Genomic DNA, 20,774 nt, shown 5'->3' with positions numbered 1-20,774 from the left:
GGCGAGTAAACCCACGTGGAAGGGCACTGATGCGAGAGTTCGAAGTCCCGGCTTCTTACACCATTCCGGATGACGCGAACAATTCCGACAACGTCTTCCGCCACGCCGAGCAGTCGCCGAACACGGTGCTGTTCAACGTGCCGAACGGCAGTGGCGGTTGGCTGGACGTCACCGCCGCGGAGTTCGCGAAAACCGTTACCGGGGTGGCGAAAGGCCTGATCGCCTCGGGTCTCGAACTCGGCGATCGCGTCGCCATCATGGCCCCCACCCGCTACGAGTGGGCCGTCCTCGACTTCGCCATCTGGGCCGCGGGCGGCTGCACCGTCGCGATCTACGACAGCTCCGCCGCCGAGCAGGCCAAGTGGATCCTGCAGGACTCGGCCACCAAGCTGCTGGTCGTGGACAGCGACAAGCACCGCAAGGTGATCGACGAGATCGAAGCCGGGTCGCTGCCCGACCTGCGGGAGATCTTGCAGATCGACAAGGGCGCGGTGGACGAACTGCTCAGCCACGGCGCGGACCTCGACGACCAGGCTGTGCACGACCGCCGCGCGCAGGTCGGCGCGCAGTCGCCGGCCACCCTGATCTACACCTCGGGCACCACGGGCCGCCCGAAGGGCGTCATGCTCACCCACGCGAACCTGTACGCGGAGTCCAAGTCCGATCGGATCGCGCTGCACAAGTACGTCACCGAGGGCAAGAAAACCCTCATGTTCCTGCCGCTGGCGCACGTCTTCGCCCGCGCCGTGGCGCTGGCCGCGTTCGACGCGAAGGTGGTCGTCGCACACACCGCCGACTGGTCCACCCTGGTCGAGCAGTTCGGCAGCTACCGGCCGCACTTCATCCTCTCGGTGCCCCGGGTGTTCGAGAAGGTGTTCAACAGCGCCAAGCAGAAGGCCCACGACGGCGGCAAGGGCAAGATCTTCGACGCCGCGGCCGATACCGCGATCGCGTGGAGCGAGTCGATCGACAGCGGCGGACCGGGCCTGGCGCTGAAGCTGAAGCACGCGCTGTTCGACAAGCTCGTGTACGCCAAGCTGCGCGCCGCGCTCGGCGGCCAGTGCGAGGCCGCCGTTTCCGGCGGCGGTCCGCTCGGCGCGCGACTGGGCCACTTCTTCCGCGGCGTCGGCGTGACCATCTACGAGGGCTACGGCCTCACCGAGACCACCGCGGCCATCGCGGTCAATACCCCGGAGCACATCCGGGTCGGCTCGGTCGGGCGTCCGATCGAGGGCCAAGCCGCCAAGATCGCCGAGGACGGCGAGCTGCTGCTGCGCGGCACGGTCGTGTTCAGCGGCTACTGGGGCAACGCGGAGGCCACCGAGGACGCGTTCGAGGACGGCTGGTTCAAGACCGGTGACCTCGGCGCCATCGACGATGACGGCTTCATCACCATCACCGGCCGCAAGAAGGAGATCATCGTCACCGCCGGTGGCAAGAACGTCTCCCCCGCGCTGCTGGAGGACTCGCTGCGGGCGCACCCGCTGATCAGCCAGGTGATGGTGGTCGGCGACGGCCAGCCCTTCATCGGCGCGCTGATCACGCTGGACCCGGAGTCGCTGCCCGGCTGGAAGGAACGCAACAGCCTGCCCGCCGACACCCCCATCGAGAAGCTGATCGAGAACCCGGATCTACTCGCCGAGGTGAACGCGGCGGTGGCCGAGACGAACAAGAATGTGTCGAAGGCCGAGCAGATCAAGAAGATCCGTCTGCTGACCATCGACTGGACCCAGGAGACCGGCGAACTCACCCCGAAGATGTCGCTCAAGCGCGCCGTCGTGATGAAGCAGCACGCCGACGACGTGGCGAGCATCTACAACTGAACCGATCGCTGAAAGGCGCTGTCCGTTCGCGGGCAGCGCCTTTCGCGTGTCCGGGACCGTCCACGACGATCAGTGCACTGTCGCGGATGCCGGACCGAGCCGGGTCGGCGGCCGACCGGCAGTAGTCTCGATGCCATGGCCGATCTGCGACTGCGTGTGGTGGCCGGGATCGTCTCGGCGGGCCTCACGCTGGGTGTCGCCGAATTGCTCGCGGCCTTCCTCGGCCCCGACAGCGCGCCGCTGCACCTTCTCGGTTCGGCCGTGGTCGACCATACGCCCGACGGTGTGCGGGAATGGGCCATCACCACCTTCGGCACCAACGACAAGGCCGCGCTGTACCTGATCATGAGCGTGATCGCCGTCCTGGTCGCCGGCGTGGCCGGAGCGATCGAGCGGACCACCCGTGCCGCCGGGTCGTGGTTGTTCGTCGTGTTCGGAGTGATCACCGCATGGGTCGCGGTGGCGCGCACCGGTCTCACCGCCGCGTTGCCGACCGTCGTCGGCGTCGCCGTCGGCATCTACTCGCTGCGAGCGCTGACCCGTCGCATCGACGCGGCGGTCGACAAGTCGTCCGGTGCGAGGCACGCGGGAACGGCATCGTCGGCCGCCCCTGCGCGAACCTTGTCCGAAGGTTCGGCTTCTGCCGACGGAGATCACACCGAGCACACCGAGGCCTCACCCGCCACCGGGACTTCGGAGCGCAGGCAAGTCTTGCGGGGGCTGCTCGTGGCCGGTGGGCTGGCCGCGGTGACCGGAATCGGCGGACGGGTGCTCGGCGCCCGCCGCAGCGACGTTTCCGGCGAGCGAGCCGCCGTGCGGTTGCCGGAGCCGTCGGCGCCCGCCGAGCCGGTCGCGCCCGGCGTGGACCTTCGTGTCCCGGGGCTGACGCCGTACCTGACCGCGAACGACGATTTCTACCGGATCGACACCGCGCTGATCGTGCCGCAGGTGTCCAAGGACGGCTGGTCGCTGCGGATCCACGGCATGGTCGACCGCGAGATCCGGCTCACCTGGGCGGATCTGGCGCTTCGCCCGGTGGAGGAACACCTGGTCACGCTGGCCTGCGTGTCGAATCCGGTGGGCGGCGACCTGATCGGCAACGCGCGCTGGCTCGGTTACCGCGTGGATCAGCTGCTCGCCGAGGCGGGACCGCACCCCGACGCGGACATGGTCCTCTCGCACAGCGCCGACGGCTGGACCGCGGGCACGCCGCTGGCGGTGCTCACCGACGGACGCGACGCGCTGCTCGCGGTCGGCATGAACGGCGAACCGCTGCCGGTGCGGCACGGGTATCCAGCCCGGCTGGTCGTGCCCGGTCTCTACGGCTACGTCTCGGCCACCAAATGGGTGACCGAACTGGAAGTCACCCGCTTCGACCGCGCCACCGCGTACTGGACCCGCCGCGGCTGGTCGGCGCTGGGCCCGATCAAGACCGGCACCCGCATCGACACTCCCCGTGCCCGCGGCCGCCTCCAGCCGGGCCGCATCCCCGTCGCCGGAGTCGCGTGGGCACAACATCGCGGCATCCGCGCCGTGGAAGTGCAAATCGACAACGGCCCCTGGCAGCAGGCCCGCCTCTCCGAAGAGCAGTCCATCGACACCTGGCGCCAGTGGGTCTTCGACTGGGACGCCACCTCCGGCCCGCACACCCTCCGCGCCCGCGCCACCGACGGCACCGGTGAAACCCAAACAGCCGAACGCCGCGACGTCATCCCCGACGGCGCCACCGGCTACCCCTCGGTCACAGTCAGTGTGGGTTGACCCTTTCGGCTGGTCGCGTAGTGACAAGCAGTAGGGCGTGCAGGCCCGCTGACGAAACATGCCCCGCAGAAGGATTCTCTTCTGCGGGGCATGGGATTTCGGCGGTCAGCTCGCTACGGCGTCGGCCTCGACCCGTTCTTTCTCGAGCCGCGGCGGGGTGGACTCGCCGTGGCGGATGAACAGTACCGAGGCGGCGACGCCGATCAGCAGGACGGCCGCGGGGAGCAGCGCGGACTGGCCGAGGGCGGTGCTGAAGGCATCCTTGACGAACTCAGGGAGCGGGCCCCGGCCCGCGCCTCCTTCGGCGACCGGGCCGCCGCCCAGGCCGTTCGCCGTCATCCTGGCCGCCACCAGCGCGCTGATCGCCGCGCTGCCGAGCACCGAGCCCACCTGGCGGGTGGTGTTGTAGACACCGGCGCCCGCGCCGGCCAGCTGGACCGGCAAATTGTGGGTGGCGGTGGATGCCAGCGGAGCCCAGATGCAGGCGTTGGCGAAACCGGCCAGCGCCGCGGCCACCAGGAACCAGACCAGCGACGAGTCCGGCTTCATCAGCGCCGCGAAGCAGAACACCGACAGCGCGAACAAGCCGAAGCCGATGGTGGGCACGATCCGCGGGTGCAGCTTGTCGGCGAACTTGCCGACCAGCGGGGCGGAGAAACCGGTCACGATCGCCATGGGCGCGAAGACCAGCGCGGACTTGGTCGGCGACAGCTCCCGCACGGCTTGCAGGTAGAAGTACGTCGGCACCATCAGGGAGGTCACCGCCGCACCCATCGCGGCGATCGCGGCGTTGGACAGCGCGAAGTTGCGATCACGGAACAGGCTCAGGGGCAGCAACGGCTCGCCCTTGTTCCTGGCCTGGTTGACCAGGAACACCGCGAGCACCACCAAGCCCGCGCCGATCAGCAGCCAAATGCGCAACGACCAATCGTAGGTGTTGCCCTCCTGGATGCCGAACACCAGCAGGAACATGCCGACGCCGCTGAGCAGCACGCCGGGGATGTCGAATTTGTGCTCGTGCGTCGGCAGCGCCGGCACCAGCCAGACGGCCAACGCGAAGGCGACGACGCCGACCGGGACGTTCACGATGAAGATCCACTCCCAGCCGAGACCGTCCACCAGCACACCGCCGAGGATCGGGCCCACCAGCGTCGCCAGGCCCGCGACGCCACCCCACAGGCCCATGGCGGCGCCGCGCCGGTCGGGCGGGAAGGTCCTGGTGATCACGGCCATGGTCTGCGGCGTCATCAGCGCGGCGCCGATGCCCTGGGCGGCGCGTGCCGCGATCAGCATGCCGATGGTGCCGGACAGACCGCACCACAGCGACGCGGCGGTGAACACCGCCAAGCCGATGAGATAGATGTTCTTGGGGCCGAATCGATCACCCAGCCGTCCGGTGACCAGCAGCGGCACCGCGTAGGTGAGCAGGTAGGCGCTGGTCACCCAGATCACCTGGGAGATGTCGGCGTGCAAGCTGGTCATGATCGCGGGATTGGCGACCGCCACGATCGTCATGTCCAGCAGGATCATGAAGAAGCCGACGACCAGCGCGACCAGCGCCAGCCACGGATTGCGTTGTGTGGACATCTGTTTCGTTTCCTAACTCGGATGATCCGAAAATCTCGGGTCGGCGGTCGCCACAGCGCCGGGCGGCACCGGCAGCGACACCGCGGTGTCGGCGGCCGGTTCGGCCGCGGAGCGTTCGCCGGTCACGGGGTCGAAGTCCTCCCACTCGAGTGCGCCGCCGGCCAATTCGGCGGTGAACTCCTTGACCCAGGTGAGTTCGGCGGCGAGGATCGCCCGCAGATACGGCAGGGAGATCCAGTAGCGGCGGGGAACGACGTGCTCCTCGGCCCAGGCGCTCAGCATGTCGGCATCGGCCAGTTCGGTCTCCAGCACGCCGATTCGTTCGCGCAGCAGCGTGAGCGCCTCCGTCTTCGGCAGATTGTGCAACTCGCCCAGCGCCACCGGGAAGATCGGATACTCTGGAACGGGTCGCCGCACGATCTCGGCGATCCGGTTGCGCAACGCCTCCCTGCCGCGCCCGGTGATCCGGTAGGTGGTGCGTTCGGGCCGGTTGCCCGCCCGGTCGACGCCCTCCGCGTGCACCAATTCTTGGTCGGCCAGGCGGGACACGGTGTGGTACAGCGAGCCCGGCCGCACCTTGACCAGCTTGTCCTCCCGCCGGGCGATCAGGGTCTGGAACATCTCGTACGGATGCATGGGCCGCTCCTCCAGCAGCGCGAGCACGGCGATGGCCAACGGCGTCACCGACGGATGCGCCTGCCCTTGCCCCATGCTTGTTCACCTCCGTCACTCGGTCGTCTCGGCCTTCGGCCGCCGACGCTGCGAGCCTGCCGCCGCCCAGCACGCTATCGTCCGGACCCGACATGCTCCACGCTAAATATTCCACGTGGAATATACGGCGCGGAACAGCCTGCGGACAAGACACCGCGACCCGTGATGACCCCCACAGTTCACAGCCTCGCGTATCGCGTTCCCGATCTCCCGGCCCGTACACGACGAGAGGCCATCGAGATGTGACTTCTCGATGGCCTCTCGATTTCGGCTCCCGCCGAAGGCCGACGACGTCGGCGACCCTCTCCAGCGCCGTTGCTGCCTATGCCGCGGCTCGCAACCGGCGGCAGTGTCGGAGGCGACATCTATCGCTCGATTCCCGACAGCAAAGGACGCGAGTTTACGACTCGGCAGTCCCGGCAGACGATGGCAAACGCCGTACGGGTCACGCTTACAAGGAGTGCTTGTCCAGCCAGGCGCGCGCGACGTCACTCGGTGCGGCGCCGTCGTCCCGCACATTCCGGATCATGGCCGCCAACTCGTCGGTCGCCAGTTCGCCCGCGACGTAGTCGAGTTTCTTGATCTGCCGCTGGTCGAGCAGTCCTTTGCGGAAAAGCGGCAGCACGTTCTCGGCTCGCACGGCGTACTCGTCATCGGACAGCACGGCCAATCCGTCGGTCGCGCCGGGCGCCAGTTCGGCGGGACCGCTGAGCAGGCCGGCCTGAACCCGACCCTCCAACAGCGCTTTCCGCAGCGCGGCCGGATCCGGGAAGGCCACGGTGGCGGCGAAGTCGCACCCGGCGACGCGATCGCTCCCGGCGGGCGGCAGCAGGCCAGGCGTGGCCGCCACGCCGACGGTCAGCCCACCGCAGCGGGGAGCGAGATCACGCACCGAACGCACCTTGTCCTGTGCCGCCGCTTGGGCGGCGAGCAATACCCGGGGGCGCAGATCGGTGCCATCGGCGAGATCGGAGACGACCAGACCTTCGGGAAGGCCAGCGCTCACCGCGTCCGCTACCTGTTTCGGCAATCGCTCCGTCGAGTGTTCATCGAAATAGCTCAGCAACGCGCCAGAATGCTCGCCGACCACCTGGACCCGGTCCGCATCGAGCGCGGCGAGGTAGTCCGCGCGGCTGCCCAGCCTCGGGTCCACCGCGGTCCGCACACCGGTACGCGCCAGCGCGCCCGCATAGATTTCGGCGAGCACGGAGGACTCGATCGAGTCGCCCGCGCCGACCGTGATCGACGGCCGCGGCTCGTCGTTCCCGCAGGACACGACCAGCGCGACGGAAGCGACGACCAGCAACCGAGCCAGCACCCGCTGTGACGCGGCCAACACCATCCGGCGACACCAACTCTCCGACGACTCGACACGGCCAACAGAAAAACCCGGAAGCGGGCAGTATGGACACCCAGAATGTACCGGCGGCCGCTCGGTGCCGAGACCGCGCCCGCCGTCATGTCGGAAGGACTCTCGTGAAATCCACCCGCACCCCCGGTGCCGCCGCGCACCGGCACCCCGCCGCGCACGTCGCATTGCGCGGCGCCCGTATCCTCGCCGCCGCGACCGCCCTCGCCGTCGCGATGGCCCTGTCGGCTTGTGGCGATTCCGATCCACTCGCCACCGGCGGCAGCTGTTCGGGAGACGGATTGACCGTCGGTTCGGCGAACTTCCCCGAGTCCGAGACCATCGCCGAGGTGTACGCGGAAGTGTTGCGCGCGAACGGCTTCAGCGTAGATACCAAGCTGGGCATCGGCAGCCGGGAAGCTTACCTTCCCGCCTTGCGGAAGTGCGCCATTTCGGTGGTCCCCGAGTACACCGGCAATCTGCTGCAGTACCTGGACAAGAACGCCACCGCCACCAGCGCGGCCGACGTGAACAGCGCGCTCGGTAAGGCGCTCGGTTCCGATCTCGCGATCGGCACGCCCGCGCCCGGCGAGGACTCGGACGCCGTCGTCGTCACCCGCGCCACCGCCCAGCGCTGGAACCTGAGCACGATCGCCGACCTGGCCGCGCACTCGGCCGAGGTGAAATTCGGCGCACCCGCCGAGTTCCAGGAGCGTGCGGGCGGTCTGCCCGGCCTGAAGAAGAACTACAACCTGGATGTCGCGGCGAGCAATTTCGTGCCGATCGCCGACGGCGGGGGTCCCGCAACGGTTCGGGCGCTGGTCGATGGCCAGGTGACCGCGGCCGATATCTTCACCACCTCGCCCGCCATCCCGCAGAACGACCTCGTGGTGCTGAACGACCCGAAGCACAACTTCCCCGCGCAGAACGTGGTGCCGCTGCTCAACGCGAGCAAGAAGTCGGACAAGGCGCTCGCGGCGCTGAACGCGGTATCCGCGCAGCTGACCACCGCCGAACTGATCAAGCTCAACGAGGCGGTCTCCGGCACCGGCAAGACCGAGCCGAAGGCCGCCGCCGCGGCCTGGGTCGCCGCCAAGGGGCTGAACAAGCCGGTCGGCTAGGGAGGGAGATTCGGTGTCCGATATCGAATTCTCCGGTATCAGCAAGACCTATCCGGACGGCACTCACGCCGTCACCGACCTGGATCTGCACATCGAGTCCGGGTCGTTCACCGTGTTCGTCGGACCTTCCGGCTGCGGTAAGACGACCTCGATGCGAATGATCAACCGCATGATCGTGCCCAGCTCTGGGACGATCACCATCGCCGGGCAGGATGTTTCGACCGTCGATCCGGTCCGGCTGCGCCTCGGGATCGGGTACGTCATCCAGAGCGGCGGACTGCTGCCGCACCGGACGGTCGTCGACAATGTCGCGACCGTTCCGGTCCTGCGCGGTGACTCGCGCCGGGCCGCCCGTGCCGCGGCGCTCGAGGTACTCGACCGGGTCGGCTTGGATCGTTCGCTGGCGCAGCGGTATCCGGCGCAGTTGTCGGGTGGTCAGCAGCAGCGCGTTGGCGTGGCCCGCGCGCTGGCCGCCGACCCGCCGGTCCTGCTGATGGATGAGCCGTTCAGCGCCGTCGACCCGGTGGTGCGCGCCGAATTGCAGGTCGAAATGCAAAGGTTGCAGGCGGAATTGCACAAGACCATCGTGTTCGTCACGCACGACATCGATGAGGCGATCACTCTCGGCGATCGCGTGGCGGTGTTCGGACGCGGCGGAGTGCTCCAGCAGTACGACGCGCCGCAACGCGTGCTCGCCCAGCCCGCCACCGATTTCGTCGCCGACTTCGTCGGCCGCGACCGCGGTTACCGCGGATTGTCCTTCCGGTCCGCGAATGAGATTCCGCTGCACGAGATCCGGACGGCTGTCCCGGACGAGGTGCGCGAACTGCGACTCGACGCGGGCGAGTGGGTGCTGGTGGTCGACGCCGACCGCAAGCCGGTGGGCTGGATGGACGTCACCGGTGTCGAGGGATTCCGCGCGGGCCGCGCACTATCGGACAGCATGTCGGCGGGCGGTTCGCTGTTCACCCCGTCCGGCGATCTGCGCCAAGCGCTGGACGCCGCGATCTCCTCGCCATCCGGAATCGGTGTCGCCGTCGACGGCGCCGGCGCGGTACGCGGCGGAGTGCTGGCCACCGAGGTGCTCGAGCAGTTGGCCGGGCAGCGCGCCAACGAAGACGCCGAACGCAACCGGCACTTCTTCGAAGAACAAGTGCCGTGAACGCACGTGAGCGAGACGGCGTCGTGCGCGCCGGAATCCGGAGAGCGGCATGAGATACCTCATCGAGAACTTCTCGGAGATCATGGGAATCACCGCGACCCACCTCTATCTCGCCCTGGTGCCACTGCTGCTGGGCCTGGTGATCGCGGTCCCGGTCGGCGCGCTGGTGCGGCGAGCGGCGTGGCTGCGCCGGGTCACGGTGACCGCCGCGAGCCTGGCCTACACCGTTCCGTCGCTGGCGCTGTTCGTGATCATCCCTCCGCTCGTCGGCATCTCGGCGATCGATCCGCTGAACGTGATCATCGCGCTCACCATCTATTCCACGGCGCTGCTGGTGATCGCGGTCCCGGCGGCCCTGGACTCGGTGCCCGCCACGGTGCTCGACGCGGCCGACGCGGTGGGCCACGGCCCGCTGCGCCGCACGCTCACCGTGGATATGCCACTTGCCGTGCCGGTCTTCGTATCCAGTCTGCGGGTCGTGGTGGTGACCAATATCGCGATGGTGTCGGTCGGCGCGCTGATCGGCGTCGGCGGGCTCGGCAAACTGTTCACCCAGGGCTACCAGCGCGATTATCCGGACGAGATCATGGCGGGCATCATCGTGACGCTCGCGCTCGCGCTGGTCGCCGACCGGGTGGTATACGCGCTGGGCCGCTGGTCGACGCCCTGGGTGCGCGCCGACGCCAGGACCGTCAGGGCGAAAGGCACTGCGGCATGAACCTTTTCCTCGACGCCTGGCACTACTTCACCGACGGCGCCAACTGGAGCGGTCCGTCGGGCATCGGGAGCCGCATCGTCCAGCACCTCTGGTACAGCTTCCTGACCGTCGCCGTGTCCGCGGGGATCGCCGTACCGCTCGGCCTGAGCATCGGCCACACCCGGCGTGGGTCGGCGGTGCTGGTCGGCTTCGCCAACGCCATGCGCGCGCTGCCCACCCTGGGCCTGTTGACCTTCCTGGTGCTGCTGCTCGGCCTCGGCTTGATACCGCCGCTGCTGGCACTCGTCACGGTCGGCATCCCCCCGCTGCTCGCGGGCGCGTACGCGGGAATCGCGAACGTTCCCGCCGACGTCGTGGACGCCTCGCGCGCCATGGGCATGACCGAACGGCAGATCCTGTTCCGAGTCGAGGTGCCCAACGCGCTGCCCATCCTGCTCACCGGGCTGCGCGGCGCGACCCTCCAGGTGGTGGCCACCGCGACGATCGCCGCCTACGTCAACCTCGGCGGCTTGGGCCGCTACATCTTCGACGGCATCAGCCTCTACCGCTACGACCGCGTGCTGGTCGGCGCGCTACTGGTGGCGGTGCTGGCGATGCTGCTGGACGGGCTGCTGGCCTTCGCGGTATGGGCCAGCGCACCGGGAACCGGCCGGTTGCGGCGCTGACAAGGGCGCCCATTCGCGGTCGAATCGGGCGCCCTTGTGCCGGCGTGCGACGGCGTTACGCGACGCCCTCGGCGCGGGCGGCGGCGGCGACCGCTTCGGCGACGGCCGGAGCGACCCGCGGGTCCAGCGGGCTCGGCACGATCTTGTCCGGGCCGAGTTCGTCGGCGACGACGCTGAGGATGGCGTCGGCAGCGGCGATCTTCATGCCCTCGGTGATCCGCCGGGCGCCCGCGTCCAGCGCGCCCTTGAAGACGCCGGGGAACGCGAGCACATTGTTGATCTGGTTCGGGAAATCGCTGCGGCCGGTGGCCACGATCGCGGCGTACTTGCGGGCCACCTCGGGGTGGATCTCCGGGTCCGGGTTGGACATGGCGAACACGATCGCCTCCGGCGCCATCGACGCGATGAGCTCCTCGGCGATCAGACCGGCCGACAGGCCGAGGAACACGTCGGCGCCCGCCAGCGCCTCCGCCGCGCCGCCGGTGAGGCCGCGCGGGTTGGTGCGGGTGGCCAGCTCGGCCTTCACCTCGTTGAGGTCGCCGCGGTCGGCACCGACGATGCCCTTCGAATCGAGCACGGTCACGTCGCGGACCCCGGCGGCCAGCAGGATGTCCGTGCACGCGACACCGGCGGCGCCCGCACCGGACACCACGACCTTCAGGCCCTCGATGCCGCGGCCCTGCACCTTGGCAGCGCCGTTGAGCGCGGCGAGCACCACGATGGCGGTGCCGTGCTGGTCGTCGTGCATCACCGGGCAGTCGAGCGCCTCGATGACGCGCCTCTCGATCTCGAAGCAGCGCGGCGCGGAGATGTCCTCCAGGTTCACCGCGCCGAAGCTCGGCCGCAAGCGGATCAGCGTCTCGACGATCGCGTCGACGTCCTTGGTGTCCAACACGATCGGGATCGAATCCAGCCCGGCGAACTTCTTGAACAGCGCCGCCTTGCCCTCCATCACCGGAAGCGAGGCGCGCGGGCCGATGTCACCGAGGCCGAGCACGGCGGTGCCGTCGCTCACCACGACCACGAGCCGATCGGTCCAGGTGTAGCGCTTGGCCAGAGCCTCGTCCTCCGCGATCGCGCGGCTGACCTGGGCGACGCCCGGGGTGTAGGCGATCGACAGATCGCGCTGGGTCTCCAGGGGCGCACTGAGTTCGACCGAGAGCTTGCCGCCGAGATGTCCGGCGAAAATTTCGTCGTTTGTGATTTCGGACAAGCTTGCCGTGGAATTCGGTGCATCAGTCACAGGTGACACGATTTCACTCCTGCTCGGGTCTGGCTAAATCGGGGGACGGTTACCACCGGGTAATGGGTATAAGGGGTTTCACGACGCTCATCGGGTGCGCTGACCGGTGCGTTTCGAGCCGGCTGCCAGCGGCGGACGCGACTTGCCGAGTTCTCGATGGCGGGCGCGGCACTGATCCGCGAAGCAGAACCGAGCGGGTGCGCCCGGACAGAACGTGCGGTGTGATCTCGCGGGTCGCGACGGTACGTCGGCGAGGCGGAGACCTCCGTGATTCCCTCACCCGGCGGTGGCGGAGGCAAGGAATCCGACACATTCTGCCAGTCCGGTAGGCAAGTTGCCAAACCGGTTACCCCCTGGGCCGTGTCGCGCTCCATCACCCAACGTTAGGGGGCGGGAATTACCCTCAGGTAAGCGGAAACTCCCCGTTCAGCAGGCGCACGCGGTGAGCGATCGCACCGCTCGGGGCGGCGGCGGTGTGAGTCCGAGCGGGCCGAGCACCGTCCGGCGGCGCACTGTCAAGCGACGATATCGCGGGGCTGCTCCGGCATCGCCCTCGGCGCGTCCGGGCGCACCCACACGCTGCGCACGCCACCGGACATCAGCCGCGTCCGCCAGGTGTCGGACGCGCCGGGATGATCGGTCCTGCGGTGCATGCCGCGGCTCTCCGTGCGCGTCAGCGCGCTGTATTTGGTCCAGCGCGCCACCGCGAGCAGCGCGGCGGCCTGCCGGGCCCGCAGCAGGTCGGCGCCGCTGCCGCCGAGGTCGAATTCCGCCCCGGGCCACATGCCGTCGAGTTCGCCGATGCTGTCGCGCAGGCTGCCCGCGCTGCGCCAGTAGCTGCGCCGCAACGGCAGAGTGTGCTCTTGGACCAGGCCGACCACCGCCCTCGGATCGATCCGCGCCAGGGCATTGAGCCCGGCTCCGGGCACCTCGCGCGCCGGGGCACGCCGGTCCGTCGTCCGGGCGAATTTCGCCGCGCCCGCGCCTGCCCAGACGCCGGAGGCGATCGCCCACGCCGCGCTCAGTCCGCCGAATCCGCTCACCGCGCCGGTGAGCGGCTCACGACTGACCACGTCGCCCGCGGCGAACAGGCCCGCGACGGTGGTCGCGCACTCCGGTCCTGTGACGCGCAGTCCGCCGGTGCCGCGCACGGTGCCCTCCAGCACGGCGCGCAGCGGCACCCGTTCGGCACGGTCGACGAAGCCGTGGCGCGCCAGCCGGGACCGGAGGGCGACCGGTACGTCGTCCAGGGCGGCGAAAACCCGCTGACCATCGGCGATGGCCGCGAGCGCCGCCGAGCGATGCCCGGGCAGCTCGACGCCGGATTCGTCGTAGAGCGGGGCGAACCGCAAGGCGAGATTCCGCAGCGCGGTCGGCTCGGCCTTCCCTGGCGGAATCAGGCTATAGGCGCAGGAGAATTCCATCCCGGACAGCTCGGCGCCCGCTTCCACGGCGAACAACAGACCGTCGCCGGTGTCCACGTCGGTGCCCGCCGCCCCGGACAGGAACGCGCAGCCACCGGTGGCCGCCACGACCGCACCGGCGCGCACGGTCCAGCGCCCGAACCCGTCATGGGGGCGCAGTCCGGTGGCGCCGCGCACTACGCCGTCGCGGTCGACCAGCAGTTGCAACGCCGGGTGATGATCGAGTACCCGGACCCCCGCTTCCCGCACCGCGCGGCGCATTCGCCGCAGGTAGCGGGCGCCGTCGAGATAGCTGCGCCGCCTGGCCGGACCCGCGGGGTCACTGGCGATGTGATAGCCCCAGCGGGCCAATTGCTCGACCCGCTGATGACTTTCCTCGAGCACGCGGTGCATCCACTCCGGATCACCCAGCGCGCCGCCGTGCGCGTGCCCGCGCCGGACCGCCTCGTCCCGCGCCGGGCCGGGCGGAAGGTGCCACAGCGAGATCGCGCCGTACGCCGTCGGCCCGCTCGACCCGCAGCGCGCCTTGTCGACGAGCACCACGGTGGCGCCCGCCGCGGCGGCCGAGACGGCCGCCCAGGTACCGGCGGGACCACCGCCGAGTACCAGTACATCCGTCTCGAGTTCGGTCATAAAGAAAAATGTTCGGGCACAATTCATCGGCCCGCAACCAAAACTCGGGAGTCAGCTCCACCATTGCGTCCACAGCAATAGTCCAGCAGCCAGAAAAACGATCATCGAACCGGCAAAGGCGGCCGAACCACGATGCCGGTCCGAATATATCTGCGCCACCAGGGCGACCACCGCGGCCGCCACATGCCAGGCGACCGATTCGGCGCCGGGACCGGGGAAGCCGCGCCGCTGCGCGATGACCGCGGCGCCGACCACGACCAGCATGCCCACCACGACGCCACCGGCGACGACGCCGCTGAGGCCGCGCACGAATCTCACGCGGCGATCACCGGCACGCCGGAGGCCTTGCCCACCAGCTTCTCGAATTGCGTTGCTTCGGTGGTGAACTCGCCGAGCCGGATGGTCTTGTTGGTGCCGTGATAGTCCGATGAACCGGTGGTGAGCAGGCCGAGTTCCGCGGCGAGATCGGTGAGCAGCTCGCGGTCGGCCGCGGAGTGGTCCGGGTGTGCGATCTCCAGGCCGCCGAGCCCGAGCGCGGCCAGCTCCCGGATGTCGTCGACGGCGAGCAGCCTGCCCCGCTTGCGCGCCCTGGTGTGCGCCAGCACGCTGACTCCGCCCGCGGTGGCGATCATCTGCACCGCGCGACGCAGCGGGGTGTCGGCCTTCTCGGCGTAGTAGGGACCGTGCGGGGCGAGCAATTCGTCGAACGCCGCGTCCACGCTGGGCACCACGCCCGCGGCGACCAGCGCCCGGGCCAGATGCGGGCGCCCGGCCGACGCCCCCGCCGAGGCCAGCACGGCGTCAGGATCGATCGGCAGTCCGTCGGCCGCCATCCGCTCGGCCATGGCGCGCAGCCGTTCCACCCGTTCGGCGCGCAGCCGCTCGCGTTCCTCGGCGAAGCCGCGATGGGTCGGGTCGAACAGGTAGGCCAGCAAATGTACGGGCACCGGCCAGCCATCCTCCCCCAGGCCGACGCAGGACATCTCCATGCCGCGGACCAGCGTCAGCCCCTTCGGCAGCGCGTCGGCCGCTTCCGCCCATCCGGCCGTGGTGTCGTGATCGGTGATCGCGACGACGTCCAGGCCCGCGGCGGCCGCGTTCCGTACGAGTTCCGCCGGAGTATCGGTGCCGTCGGACGCGGTCGAATGGGTATGCAGGTCGATGCGCACGCCTTCAAGTCTTACAGTGCTGCGCCGTCCCTCCGCACGCGCAGGCGACGTTCCGCCGGCCTGCGGCGACGTAGCATCGTCAGCGTGCCGTCCTTTTCTCCGCTTTCCTCGCTTCGTGGATCCGGCCGGACGCCGTCGCAGTCCGAGCAGCGGTTCATCCCGGTTCCGACGGCGCAGGCGATCGTCGACTGCGCCGTGTACGTGGACGGCAAGCGTCTGCCCGGGCGGTTCACCCACAAGGCCGCACTCGCGCGGGCCCGCGAGCAGCCGAACGGATTCGTCTGGGTGGGCCTGCACGATCCCGACGAGACGCAGATGGCCGACATCGCCGAGACGTTCCGGCTGCACCAGTTGGCGACGGAAGATGCCCTGCAGCGGCACCAGCGGCCGAAGCTGGAGCGCTACGACGATTCGCTGCTGTTGGTGTTGCGCACGGTCAGCTATGTGCCACACGAGATGAACAGCGTCAGCGAGATCGTGGAGACCGGCGAGATCGTCGTGTTCACCGGGCCCGACTTCGTGGTCGCCGTCCGCCACGGTGAGCATTCCGGCCTGGCCGAGGTACGTAAGGCGCTGGAGGAGGACTCCGAACAGCTGGCCCTCGGACCGGGCGCGGTGCTGCACGCGATCGCCGACCGGATCGTGGACTCCTACATCGAAGTGGCCCAGTCGGTCGAGAACGACATCGACGAGATGGAAGAGGAGATCTTCACCCCGCGCAGCAAGGTCACGGTGGAATCCATCTACCAGCTCAAGCGCGAGGTGGTCGAGCTGCGGCGCGCGGTGAATCCGCTGGCCGCGCCGCTGGAACAGCTCAGTCGCAAGCCGGATCTGCCGGTGCCGAAGGAGGTCCGGCGCTATCTGCGCGATGTCGCCGAGCATCACGCCGCCGTGGCCGAGCGGATCAACGACTTCGACGAGGCGCTCAGCGCGCTGATCAGCGCCGCGCTCGCCCGGATCGGCGTGCAACAGAACACGGACATGCGCAAGATATCGGCCTGGGTGGCGATCGCGGCCGTGCCGACGATGATCGCGGGCATCTACGGGATGAACTTCGACCACATGCCCGAACTGCACCAGGTCTGGGGCTATCCGATGGTGTGGGTGCTCATCCTCGCCATCTGCACCGGCTTGTTCTTCACCTTCCGCCGCAACAAGTGGCTGTAGCCGGGCGAGGCATCACAAGCTGGCGGCGCCGCGCCTCGGGTCGCGCACATCGATGCCCGCCTCCTGCCAGGCCTCCCGCAACGCCTGCGCGCCCCGCACCCGGACCCATGCCGCCTCCGTCGCGGTCACCGGCGTCACCGCGAAGTACCGCACCGGCTCGGCCGGGTCCGGCAGCGGCACCGCGGGAATGTCGCTGTCACCGAGCAGAACCGCGGTGAACGGCGCGTCGCGCCACATCGGTTCACCCAGATCCAGCAGCGCGTCCGCTTGCAGCACAACACCTTCCACGACCGGCGCCGCGGCGAGCACGCCGAGCGACTTGGCCAGGCCCGAGCTGGCGCCCACACCGGACCGCAACGTCAGCACGAGTTCCGCGCGCGGGCCGCGCACCGGGTCGGCGTGCACGGCGGTCGGATCGCCCATGGGATGCCTGCTGCCGCCCAACGTCACGTAGTGCACCAGATCGTCCTCGACGATGCGCAGGATCTCGATCGGCTCCAAGCCCAGAAAAGTGACCGACGCGGCGTCGACGTTCGCGGCGTCCACGCCGAAATGGCCCAGCACCTCGGTGCGGACCGTCTCCAGCACTTCCATGCGTCAGATCGCCAGCCGCGCGAGCATGTCCCGTGCCTGCTCGGCCGACTTCGGATCGCACAGCACGTCGTAGCGGCCCGCCACCAATTGCATGGTGGACGCGAAGTCGCGCTGCCCCCTGGTCGCCGCGTACGGGATCGAGGTCGAGATCAGGCCGAAGATGATGCCGCCGACCAAGCCGACGATCAGCGGGCCCAGCGCGCCGCTGGTGGTGAACAGGCTCAGCAGCAGACCGAGGAACAGGCCGAGCCAGGCGCCCGACACCACGCCGCCGCCGATCACCTTGCCCCAGGTCAGCCGGTAGAGAACCCGCTCGACCTGCATCAAGTCGACACCGACGATGGTCACATCCTGCACCGGGAACTGGTTGTCGGCCAGATAGTCGACCGCCTTCTGCGCCTCGGCGTAGGTCGGGTAGGAGCCGACCGGCCAGCCCGACGGAGGCGTCGGGAGGGCCTGCCGCGCACGGCTCGAGTTCCCCAAGGGATTCGTCATAGTTCCATTCTGCTATTCCGACGCATCCCGCGGTGGTGTGAAACGCGTGGTGCGCGTCATTCCGGCGGCGCGGCCCTTTTCCGCGATCACCTGGGCCATCTTGGCGCTGGCCTCGTCGATCATCTCGTCGCCGAGCATCACCGCGCCGCGGGCGCCGCCCGCCGCCGAGGTGTGGAAGGCATAGGCGTCCAGGATCTCCTCGGCGCGGTCGTAGTCCGATTGCCGCGGGCTGAAGATCTCGTTGGCCGCCTCGATCTGACCGGGGTGCAGCACCCACTTGCCGTCGAACCCGAGCGCGGCCGTGCGCGCGGCGGCTCGGCGGAAGCCATCCACATCCCGGATCTGCAGGTACGGGCCGTCGATCGCCTGGAGGCCGTGGGCGCGGGCGGCGAGCAGGATGGTCATCAGGATGTGGTGGTAGGCGTCGCCGGTGTCGTAGCCCTCCGGCTGTTCGCCGACCACCAGCGTGCGCATGTTGATGCTGGCCATGAAGTCCGCCGGGCCGAAGACCAGGGTCTGCACCCGGGGACTCGCGGTGGCGATCGCGTCGATGTTGCGCAGTCCCACGGCGTTCTCGATCTGCGGCTCGAGGCCGATCCGTCCGACGTCCAGGCCGCAGGTCTTCTCCAGCTGGGTCAGCAGCAGGTCCAGCGCGCGCACCTGGCCCGCGTCGGTCACCTTGGGCAGCAGGATCGCGTCCAGCCGCGCGCCCGCGCCCTCGACCACGGAAATGACGTCGGCGTAGGTCCATTCGGTGGTCCAGTCATTCACCCGGACCACCCGGAGTTGCGTTCCCCACCCGGAGTCGTTCAGCGCCGCGACGATGTTCGCCCGCGCCTCGGCCTTCGCGACCGGCGCGACCGCGTCCTCCAGATCGAGGAACACCTCGTCGACGGGCAAGGTCTTGGCCTTCTCGATCATCTTCGGGTTGCTGCCCGGGCACGCGAGCACCGAACGGCGTGGCTTCATGATCACTCCCGTCGATCGTGGCGGGATGCGAACACCCGCCCGCGAACATCTAGCCTTGGCAGCATGGCAGCTACCAGGGTGTACGTCGCCAGGCTGGCCGGTTTGGCGGTACTGGGACCGGACGGGGAGTCTATCGGCCGGATTCGTGACGTCGTCGTGGCCGTCCGGTCCGACCGCCAGCAGCCCCGCGTGCACGGCCTGGTCGTCGAACTGCCCACCCGGCGGCGCATTTTCGTGCCGATCCTGCGGATCACCGCGATCGAGCCCGGCGTGGTCACACTGAACACCGGAACGGTCAGCCTGCGCCGTTTCACCCAGCGGCCGGGCGAGATGCTCGCGTTGGCGCAGATCGTCGACTCGGTGGTGCGGGTCGACGACCCGGACCTGCCCGACCTGGCCGGCGTGGACGTCCACGTGGCCGATCTCGGCATCGAACAGGCCCGTTCCAGGGACTGGCAGGTCAGCAGGGTGGCCGTGCGCGGTCACCGCAGGCTGGGCCGCAGGCGCACGGTGCACGTGGTGGACTGGACCAGGGTGTCCGGCCTGACGCCCCACGAGATCGGCAGGCCGGGACAGGACGTGACGCAACTGCTCGAACGGTTCGAGGGCATGCGCGCGGCCGACGTGGCTCAGCAACTGCGCGAGCTCCCGGAGAAACGGCGGATCGAGGTGGCCGTCGCGCTGGACGACGAACGTCTGGCCGACGTGGTGCAGGAACTGCCCGACGACGAGCAGGTCGAGCTGCTCAGCCACCTGGAGGTGCGCCGGGCCGCCGACGTGCTGGAGGCGATGGACCCCGACGACGCCGCCGACCTGCTGGGCGAACTGCCCGAGGGCGAGGCCGAATCGCTGCTCGCCTTGATGGACCCGCAGGAGTCCGAACCGGTGCGCAGGCTGCTCGAGCACTCCCCTTACAGCGCGGGCGGCCTGATGACGCCCAAGCCGGTCATTCTCACCCCGTCCACGACGGTGGCCGAAGCTCTGGCGCGGGTGCGCAACCCGGACCTCACTCCCGCGCTGGCCTCCATGGTGTTCGTGGTCCGTCCGCCCACCGCTACGCCGACCGGCCGCTACCTCGGTTCGGTGCACATCCAGCAGTTGCTGCGCGAACCACCCGCCCACCTGGTGGGCGGGATCCTCGACACCGATCTGTCGACGCTGCGCCCCGAACTGCCCCTGGCCGCGGTGACCCGGTACTTCGCGACCTACAACCTGGTCTGCGGACCGGTGGTGGACGAGGAGAACCACCTGCTCGGCGCGGTCAGCGTCGACGACGTCCTCGACCACCTGCTGCCCGAGGACTGGCGCGACCAGGAAGAGACCGACGAACGGGGCGGAGCGTGAGCCCGCACGACCCCGCGGACGCCCGAAAGGACACACCGTGAGCGAGAACGACCCGGGCGTGCGGCTCGGTCACAGCAGGGCCCGCCAACGGCTGGAGACGCCAGTGGAAAGCCGGTTCCGATTGGAGTGGGACGCCGAGGCTTTGGCCCGCAGCAGCGAGCGGGTGGCGCGATTCCTGGGGACCGGTCGGTATTTAGCGGTCCAGACGATCGTGGTGGTGGTCTGGATCCTGGTGAACATCTTCGTGGTCGCGCTGCGCTGGGACCCGTACCCGTTCATCCTGCTGAACCTGGCGTTCTCCACGCAGGCCGCCTACGCGGCGCCGCTGATCCTGTTGGCGCAGAACAGGCAGGACAACCGGGACCGGGTCGCCCTGGAGGAGGACCGGGCGCGGGCCGCTCAGACCAAGGCGGACACCGAGTTCCTGGCCCGGGAACTCGCATCGCTGCGCATCGCGGTCGGCGAAGTGGCCACGCGCGATTACCTGCGCCGGGAATTGGAAGAGCTGAAAGAAATTCTGGACCGCATGGAGTCCGCGGAATCCCCCGATCCGGAGAGCCGGACGGACAGCGCCGGAAAGGGCGGCCGCAAGAAAAGCTTCGGCCGAAAGCCCGCTCCGGCATCGGTTTCACCGTCCGTAACCAGTGATCAACCGGAAATACCGAATAAGGACCTGACTGGTGGGTAACCTGGACAACGTTGTCCAGAGCGGCCTGGGCAGGGGATGTCCCGGACGGCCGCTCCCACGACGTCGAGGATTGGGTGTGGCCGAATGCGTGTATCTGCTCCGATAACGGTCTCGGCTTTGGTTGTTGCTGGTGTGGTGGTGAGTGGTTCGGG

The 20,774-nt window shown here is 69.2% G+C and carries 19 protein-coding genes; 9 read left to right on the top strand and 10 right to left on the bottom strand.

Translation table 11 applies throughout. The annotated features are described in order from the left end of the window. Positions 1-29: 29 nt before the first annotated feature. Together ACWEH3_RS23330 and ACWEH3_RS23325 are read left to right on the top strand one after the other, a co-directional pair. Positions 30-1,823 (top strand): AMP-dependent synthetase/ligase, encoded by a 1,794-nt coding sequence (locus ACWEH3_RS23330; RefSeq protein ID WP_450021089.1) that lies wholly within the window; start codon positions 30-32, stop codon positions 1,821-1,823. Positions 1,824-1,958: 135 nt separating this feature from the next. After that, positions 1,959-3,584 carry a molybdopterin-dependent oxidoreductase gene (locus ACWEH3_RS23325; RefSeq protein WP_450021087.1) on the top strand — a complete coding sequence of 542 codons (1,626 nt, stop codon included), beginning with the start codon at positions 1,959-1,961 and terminating at the stop codon, positions 3,582-3,584. A gap of 105 nt (positions 3,585-3,689) precedes the next feature. Here ACWEH3_RS23325 and ACWEH3_RS23320 read toward each other — a convergent pair whose 3' ends face one another. From ACWEH3_RS23320 to ACWEH3_RS23310, 3 genes are all read right to left on the bottom strand, one after another. Further along, positions 3,690-5,171 (bottom strand): DHA2 family efflux MFS transporter permease subunit, encoded by a 1,482-nt coding sequence (locus ACWEH3_RS23320; RefSeq protein WP_450021085.1) that lies wholly within the window; start codon positions 5,169-5,171, stop codon positions 3,690-3,692. Positions 5,172-5,183: 12 nt separating this feature from the next. Then, positions 5,184-5,882, bottom strand: coding sequence for a PadR family transcriptional regulator (locus ACWEH3_RS23315; protein WP_450021083.1), 699 nt, complete (start codon positions 5,880-5,882; stop codon positions 5,184-5,186). Positions 5,883-6,333: 451 nt separating this feature from the next. After that, positions 6,334-7,224 carry a glycine betaine ABC transporter substrate-binding protein gene (locus ACWEH3_RS23310; RefSeq protein ID WP_450021081.1) on the bottom strand — a complete coding sequence of 297 codons (891 nt, stop codon included), beginning with the start codon at positions 7,222-7,224 and terminating at the stop codon, positions 6,334-6,336. Between the two features lie 242 nt (positions 7,225-7,466). Here ACWEH3_RS23310 and ACWEH3_RS23305 point away from each other — a divergent pair, with 242 nt between their 5' ends. The 4 genes from ACWEH3_RS23305 to ACWEH3_RS23290 are packed head-to-tail and all read left to right on the top strand — an operon-like array spanning position 7,467 to position 10,896. Then, positions 7,467-8,351, top strand: a complete 885-nt coding sequence (locus ACWEH3_RS23305; protein ID WP_450021159.1) for an ABC transporter substrate-binding protein — start codon at positions 7,467-7,469, stop codon at positions 8,349-8,351. A gap of 13 nt (positions 8,352-8,364) precedes the next feature. Then, the gene (locus ACWEH3_RS23300; RefSeq protein WP_450021079.1) at positions 8,365-9,513 is read left to right on the top strand and encodes an ABC transporter ATP-binding protein; all 1,149 of its coding nucleotides are present in this window, start codon (positions 8,365-8,367) and stop codon (positions 9,511-9,513) included. A 49-nt stretch (positions 9,514-9,562) separates the two neighbouring features. Then, a complete protein-coding gene (locus ACWEH3_RS23295; protein ID WP_450021077.1) occupies positions 9,563-10,231 on the top strand; it encodes an ABC transporter permease in 669 nt (222 codons plus the stop codon). Beyond that, complete coding sequence (locus ACWEH3_RS23290; protein WP_450021075.1) at positions 10,228-10,896, top strand: ABC transporter permease; 669 nt, start codon at positions 10,228-10,230, stop codon at positions 10,894-10,896. Before ACWEH3_RS23295 ends, ACWEH3_RS23290 begins: the two co-directional genes overlap by 4 nt. Before the next feature lie 55 nt (positions 10,897-10,951). Here the strand turns inward: ACWEH3_RS23290 and ACWEH3_RS23285 are convergent, their stop codons facing one another. The 4 genes from ACWEH3_RS23285 to ACWEH3_RS23270 all read right to left on the bottom strand — a co-directional run bounded on the left by ACWEH3_RS23285 (position 10,952) and on the right by ACWEH3_RS23270 (position 15,365). Further along, positions 10,952-12,148, bottom strand: a complete 1,197-nt coding sequence (locus tag ACWEH3_RS23285; protein WP_450021073.1) for an NAD(P)-dependent malic enzyme — start codon at positions 12,146-12,148, stop codon at positions 10,952-10,954. Between the two features lie 506 nt (positions 12,149-12,654). Beyond that, complete coding sequence (locus tag ACWEH3_RS23280) at positions 12,655-14,196, bottom strand: FAD-dependent oxidoreductase (protein ID WP_450021071.1); 1,542 nt, start codon at positions 14,194-14,196, stop codon at positions 12,655-12,657. A 51-nt stretch (positions 14,197-14,247) separates the two neighbouring features. Next, a complete protein-coding gene (locus ACWEH3_RS23275) occupies positions 14,248-14,514 on the bottom strand; it encodes a hypothetical protein (protein ID WP_450021069.1) in 267 nt (88 codons plus the stop codon). Continuing rightward, the gene (locus ACWEH3_RS23270; protein WP_450021067.1) at positions 14,511-15,365 is read right to left on the bottom strand and encodes a PHP domain-containing protein; all 855 of its coding nucleotides are present in this window, start codon (positions 15,363-15,365) and stop codon (positions 14,511-14,513) included. The genes ACWEH3_RS23275 and ACWEH3_RS23270 overlap by 4 nt, the downstream gene beginning before the upstream one ends. A gap of 75 nt (positions 15,366-15,440) precedes the next feature. On the opposite strand from ACWEH3_RS23270, the gene ACWEH3_RS23265 reads away from it, so the two are divergent. Next, the gene (locus tag ACWEH3_RS23265; RefSeq protein ID WP_450021157.1) at positions 15,441-16,532 is read left to right on the top strand and encodes a magnesium and cobalt transport protein CorA; all 1,092 of its coding nucleotides are present in this window, start codon (positions 15,441-15,443) and stop codon (positions 16,530-16,532) included. Positions 16,533-16,544: 12 nt separating this feature from the next. Here the strand turns inward: ACWEH3_RS23265 and ACWEH3_RS23260 are convergent, their stop codons facing one another. Genes ACWEH3_RS23260 through ACWEH3_RS23250 form a run of 3 tightly spaced genes read right to left on the bottom strand, consistent with a single transcriptional unit; the run spans position 16,545 to position 18,590 of the window. After that, entirely contained in the window at positions 16,545-17,126 is a 582-nt protein-coding gene (locus ACWEH3_RS23260; RefSeq protein WP_450021065.1) for a suppressor of fused domain protein, read from the bottom strand. 3 nt (positions 17,127-17,129) lie between these two features. Beyond that, positions 17,130-17,621: a general stress protein gene (locus ACWEH3_RS23255; protein WP_039800517.1), complete on the bottom strand. Its 492-nt coding sequence runs from the start codon at positions 17,619-17,621 to the stop codon at positions 17,130-17,132. Between the two features lie 12 nt (positions 17,622-17,633). Beyond that, entirely contained in the window at positions 17,634-18,590 is a 957-nt protein-coding gene (locus ACWEH3_RS23250; protein ID WP_450021062.1) for an HpcH/HpaI aldolase/citrate lyase family protein, read from the bottom strand. Positions 18,591-18,653: 63 nt separating this feature from the next. Between ACWEH3_RS23250 and ACWEH3_RS23245 the strand changes: the two genes are divergently transcribed. Continuing rightward, on the top strand, positions 18,654-19,934 hold the full coding sequence (locus ACWEH3_RS23245; protein ID WP_450021060.1) for a magnesium transporter MgtE N-terminal domain-containing protein: 1,281 nt from the start codon (positions 18,654-18,656) through the stop codon (positions 19,932-19,934). A 37-nt stretch (positions 19,935-19,971) separates the two neighbouring features. Continuing rightward, positions 19,972-20,622, top strand: coding sequence for a DUF1003 domain-containing protein (locus ACWEH3_RS23240; protein ID WP_450021058.1), 651 nt, complete (start codon positions 19,972-19,974; stop codon positions 20,620-20,622). The last annotated feature ends 152 nt before the right edge of the window (positions 20,623-20,774 follow it).

It is taken from the genome of Nocardia sp. NPDC004718, from assembly GCF_053601535.1.
Note: the sequence above shows the minus strand (reverse complement) of the source record. Positions and strands in the feature narration are given on the sequence as shown.

Excerpts from the sequence above, each read along its gene's own strand:
- ACWEH3_RS23295 (WP_450021077.1), top strand. The coding sequence starts at position 9,563 with ATGAGATACCTCATCGAGAACTTCTCGGAGATCATGGGAATCACCGCG.
- ACWEH3_RS23320 (WP_450021085.1), bottom strand. The coding sequence starts at position 5,171 with ATGTCCACACAACGCAATCCGTGGCTGGCGCTGGTCGCGCTGGTCGTC.
- ACWEH3_RS23315 (WP_450021083.1), bottom strand. The coding sequence starts at position 5,882 with ATGGGGCAAGGGCAGGCGCATCCGTCGGTGACGCCGTTGGCCATCGCC.
- ACWEH3_RS23305 (WP_450021159.1), top strand. The coding sequence starts at position 7,467 with ATGGCCCTGTCGGCTTGTGGCGATTCCGATCCACTCGCCACCGGCGGC.
- ACWEH3_RS23280 (WP_450021071.1), bottom strand. The coding sequence starts at position 14,196 with ATGACCGAACTCGAGACGGATGTACTGGTACTCGGCGGTGGTCCCGCC.
- ACWEH3_RS23325 (WP_450021087.1), top strand. The coding sequence starts at position 1,959 with ATGGCCGATCTGCGACTGCGTGTGGTGGCCGGGATCGTCTCGGCGGGC.
- ACWEH3_RS23290 (WP_450021075.1), top strand. The coding sequence starts at position 10,228 with ATGAACCTTTTCCTCGACGCCTGGCACTACTTCACCGACGGCGCCAAC.
- ACWEH3_RS23310 (WP_450021081.1), bottom strand. The coding sequence starts at position 7,224 with ATGGTGTTGGCCGCGTCACAGCGGGTGCTGGCTCGGTTGCTGGTCGTC.
- ACWEH3_RS23260 (WP_450021065.1), bottom strand. The coding sequence starts at position 17,126 with ATGGAAGTGCTGGAGACGGTCCGCACCGAGGTGCTGGGCCATTTCGGC.
- ACWEH3_RS23330 (WP_450021089.1), top strand. The coding sequence starts at position 30 with ATGCGAGAGTTCGAAGTCCCGGCTTCTTACACCATTCCGGATGACGCG.
- ACWEH3_RS23250 (WP_450021062.1), bottom strand. The coding sequence starts at position 18,590 with ATGAAGCCACGCCGTTCGGTGCTCGCGTGCCCGGGCAGCAACCCGAAG.
- ACWEH3_RS23245 (WP_450021060.1), top strand. The coding sequence starts at position 18,654 with ATGGCAGCTACCAGGGTGTACGTCGCCAGGCTGGCCGGTTTGGCGGTA.
- ACWEH3_RS23255 (WP_039800517.1), bottom strand. The coding sequence starts at position 17,621 with ATGACGAATCCCTTGGGGAACTCGAGCCGTGCGCGGCAGGCCCTCCCG.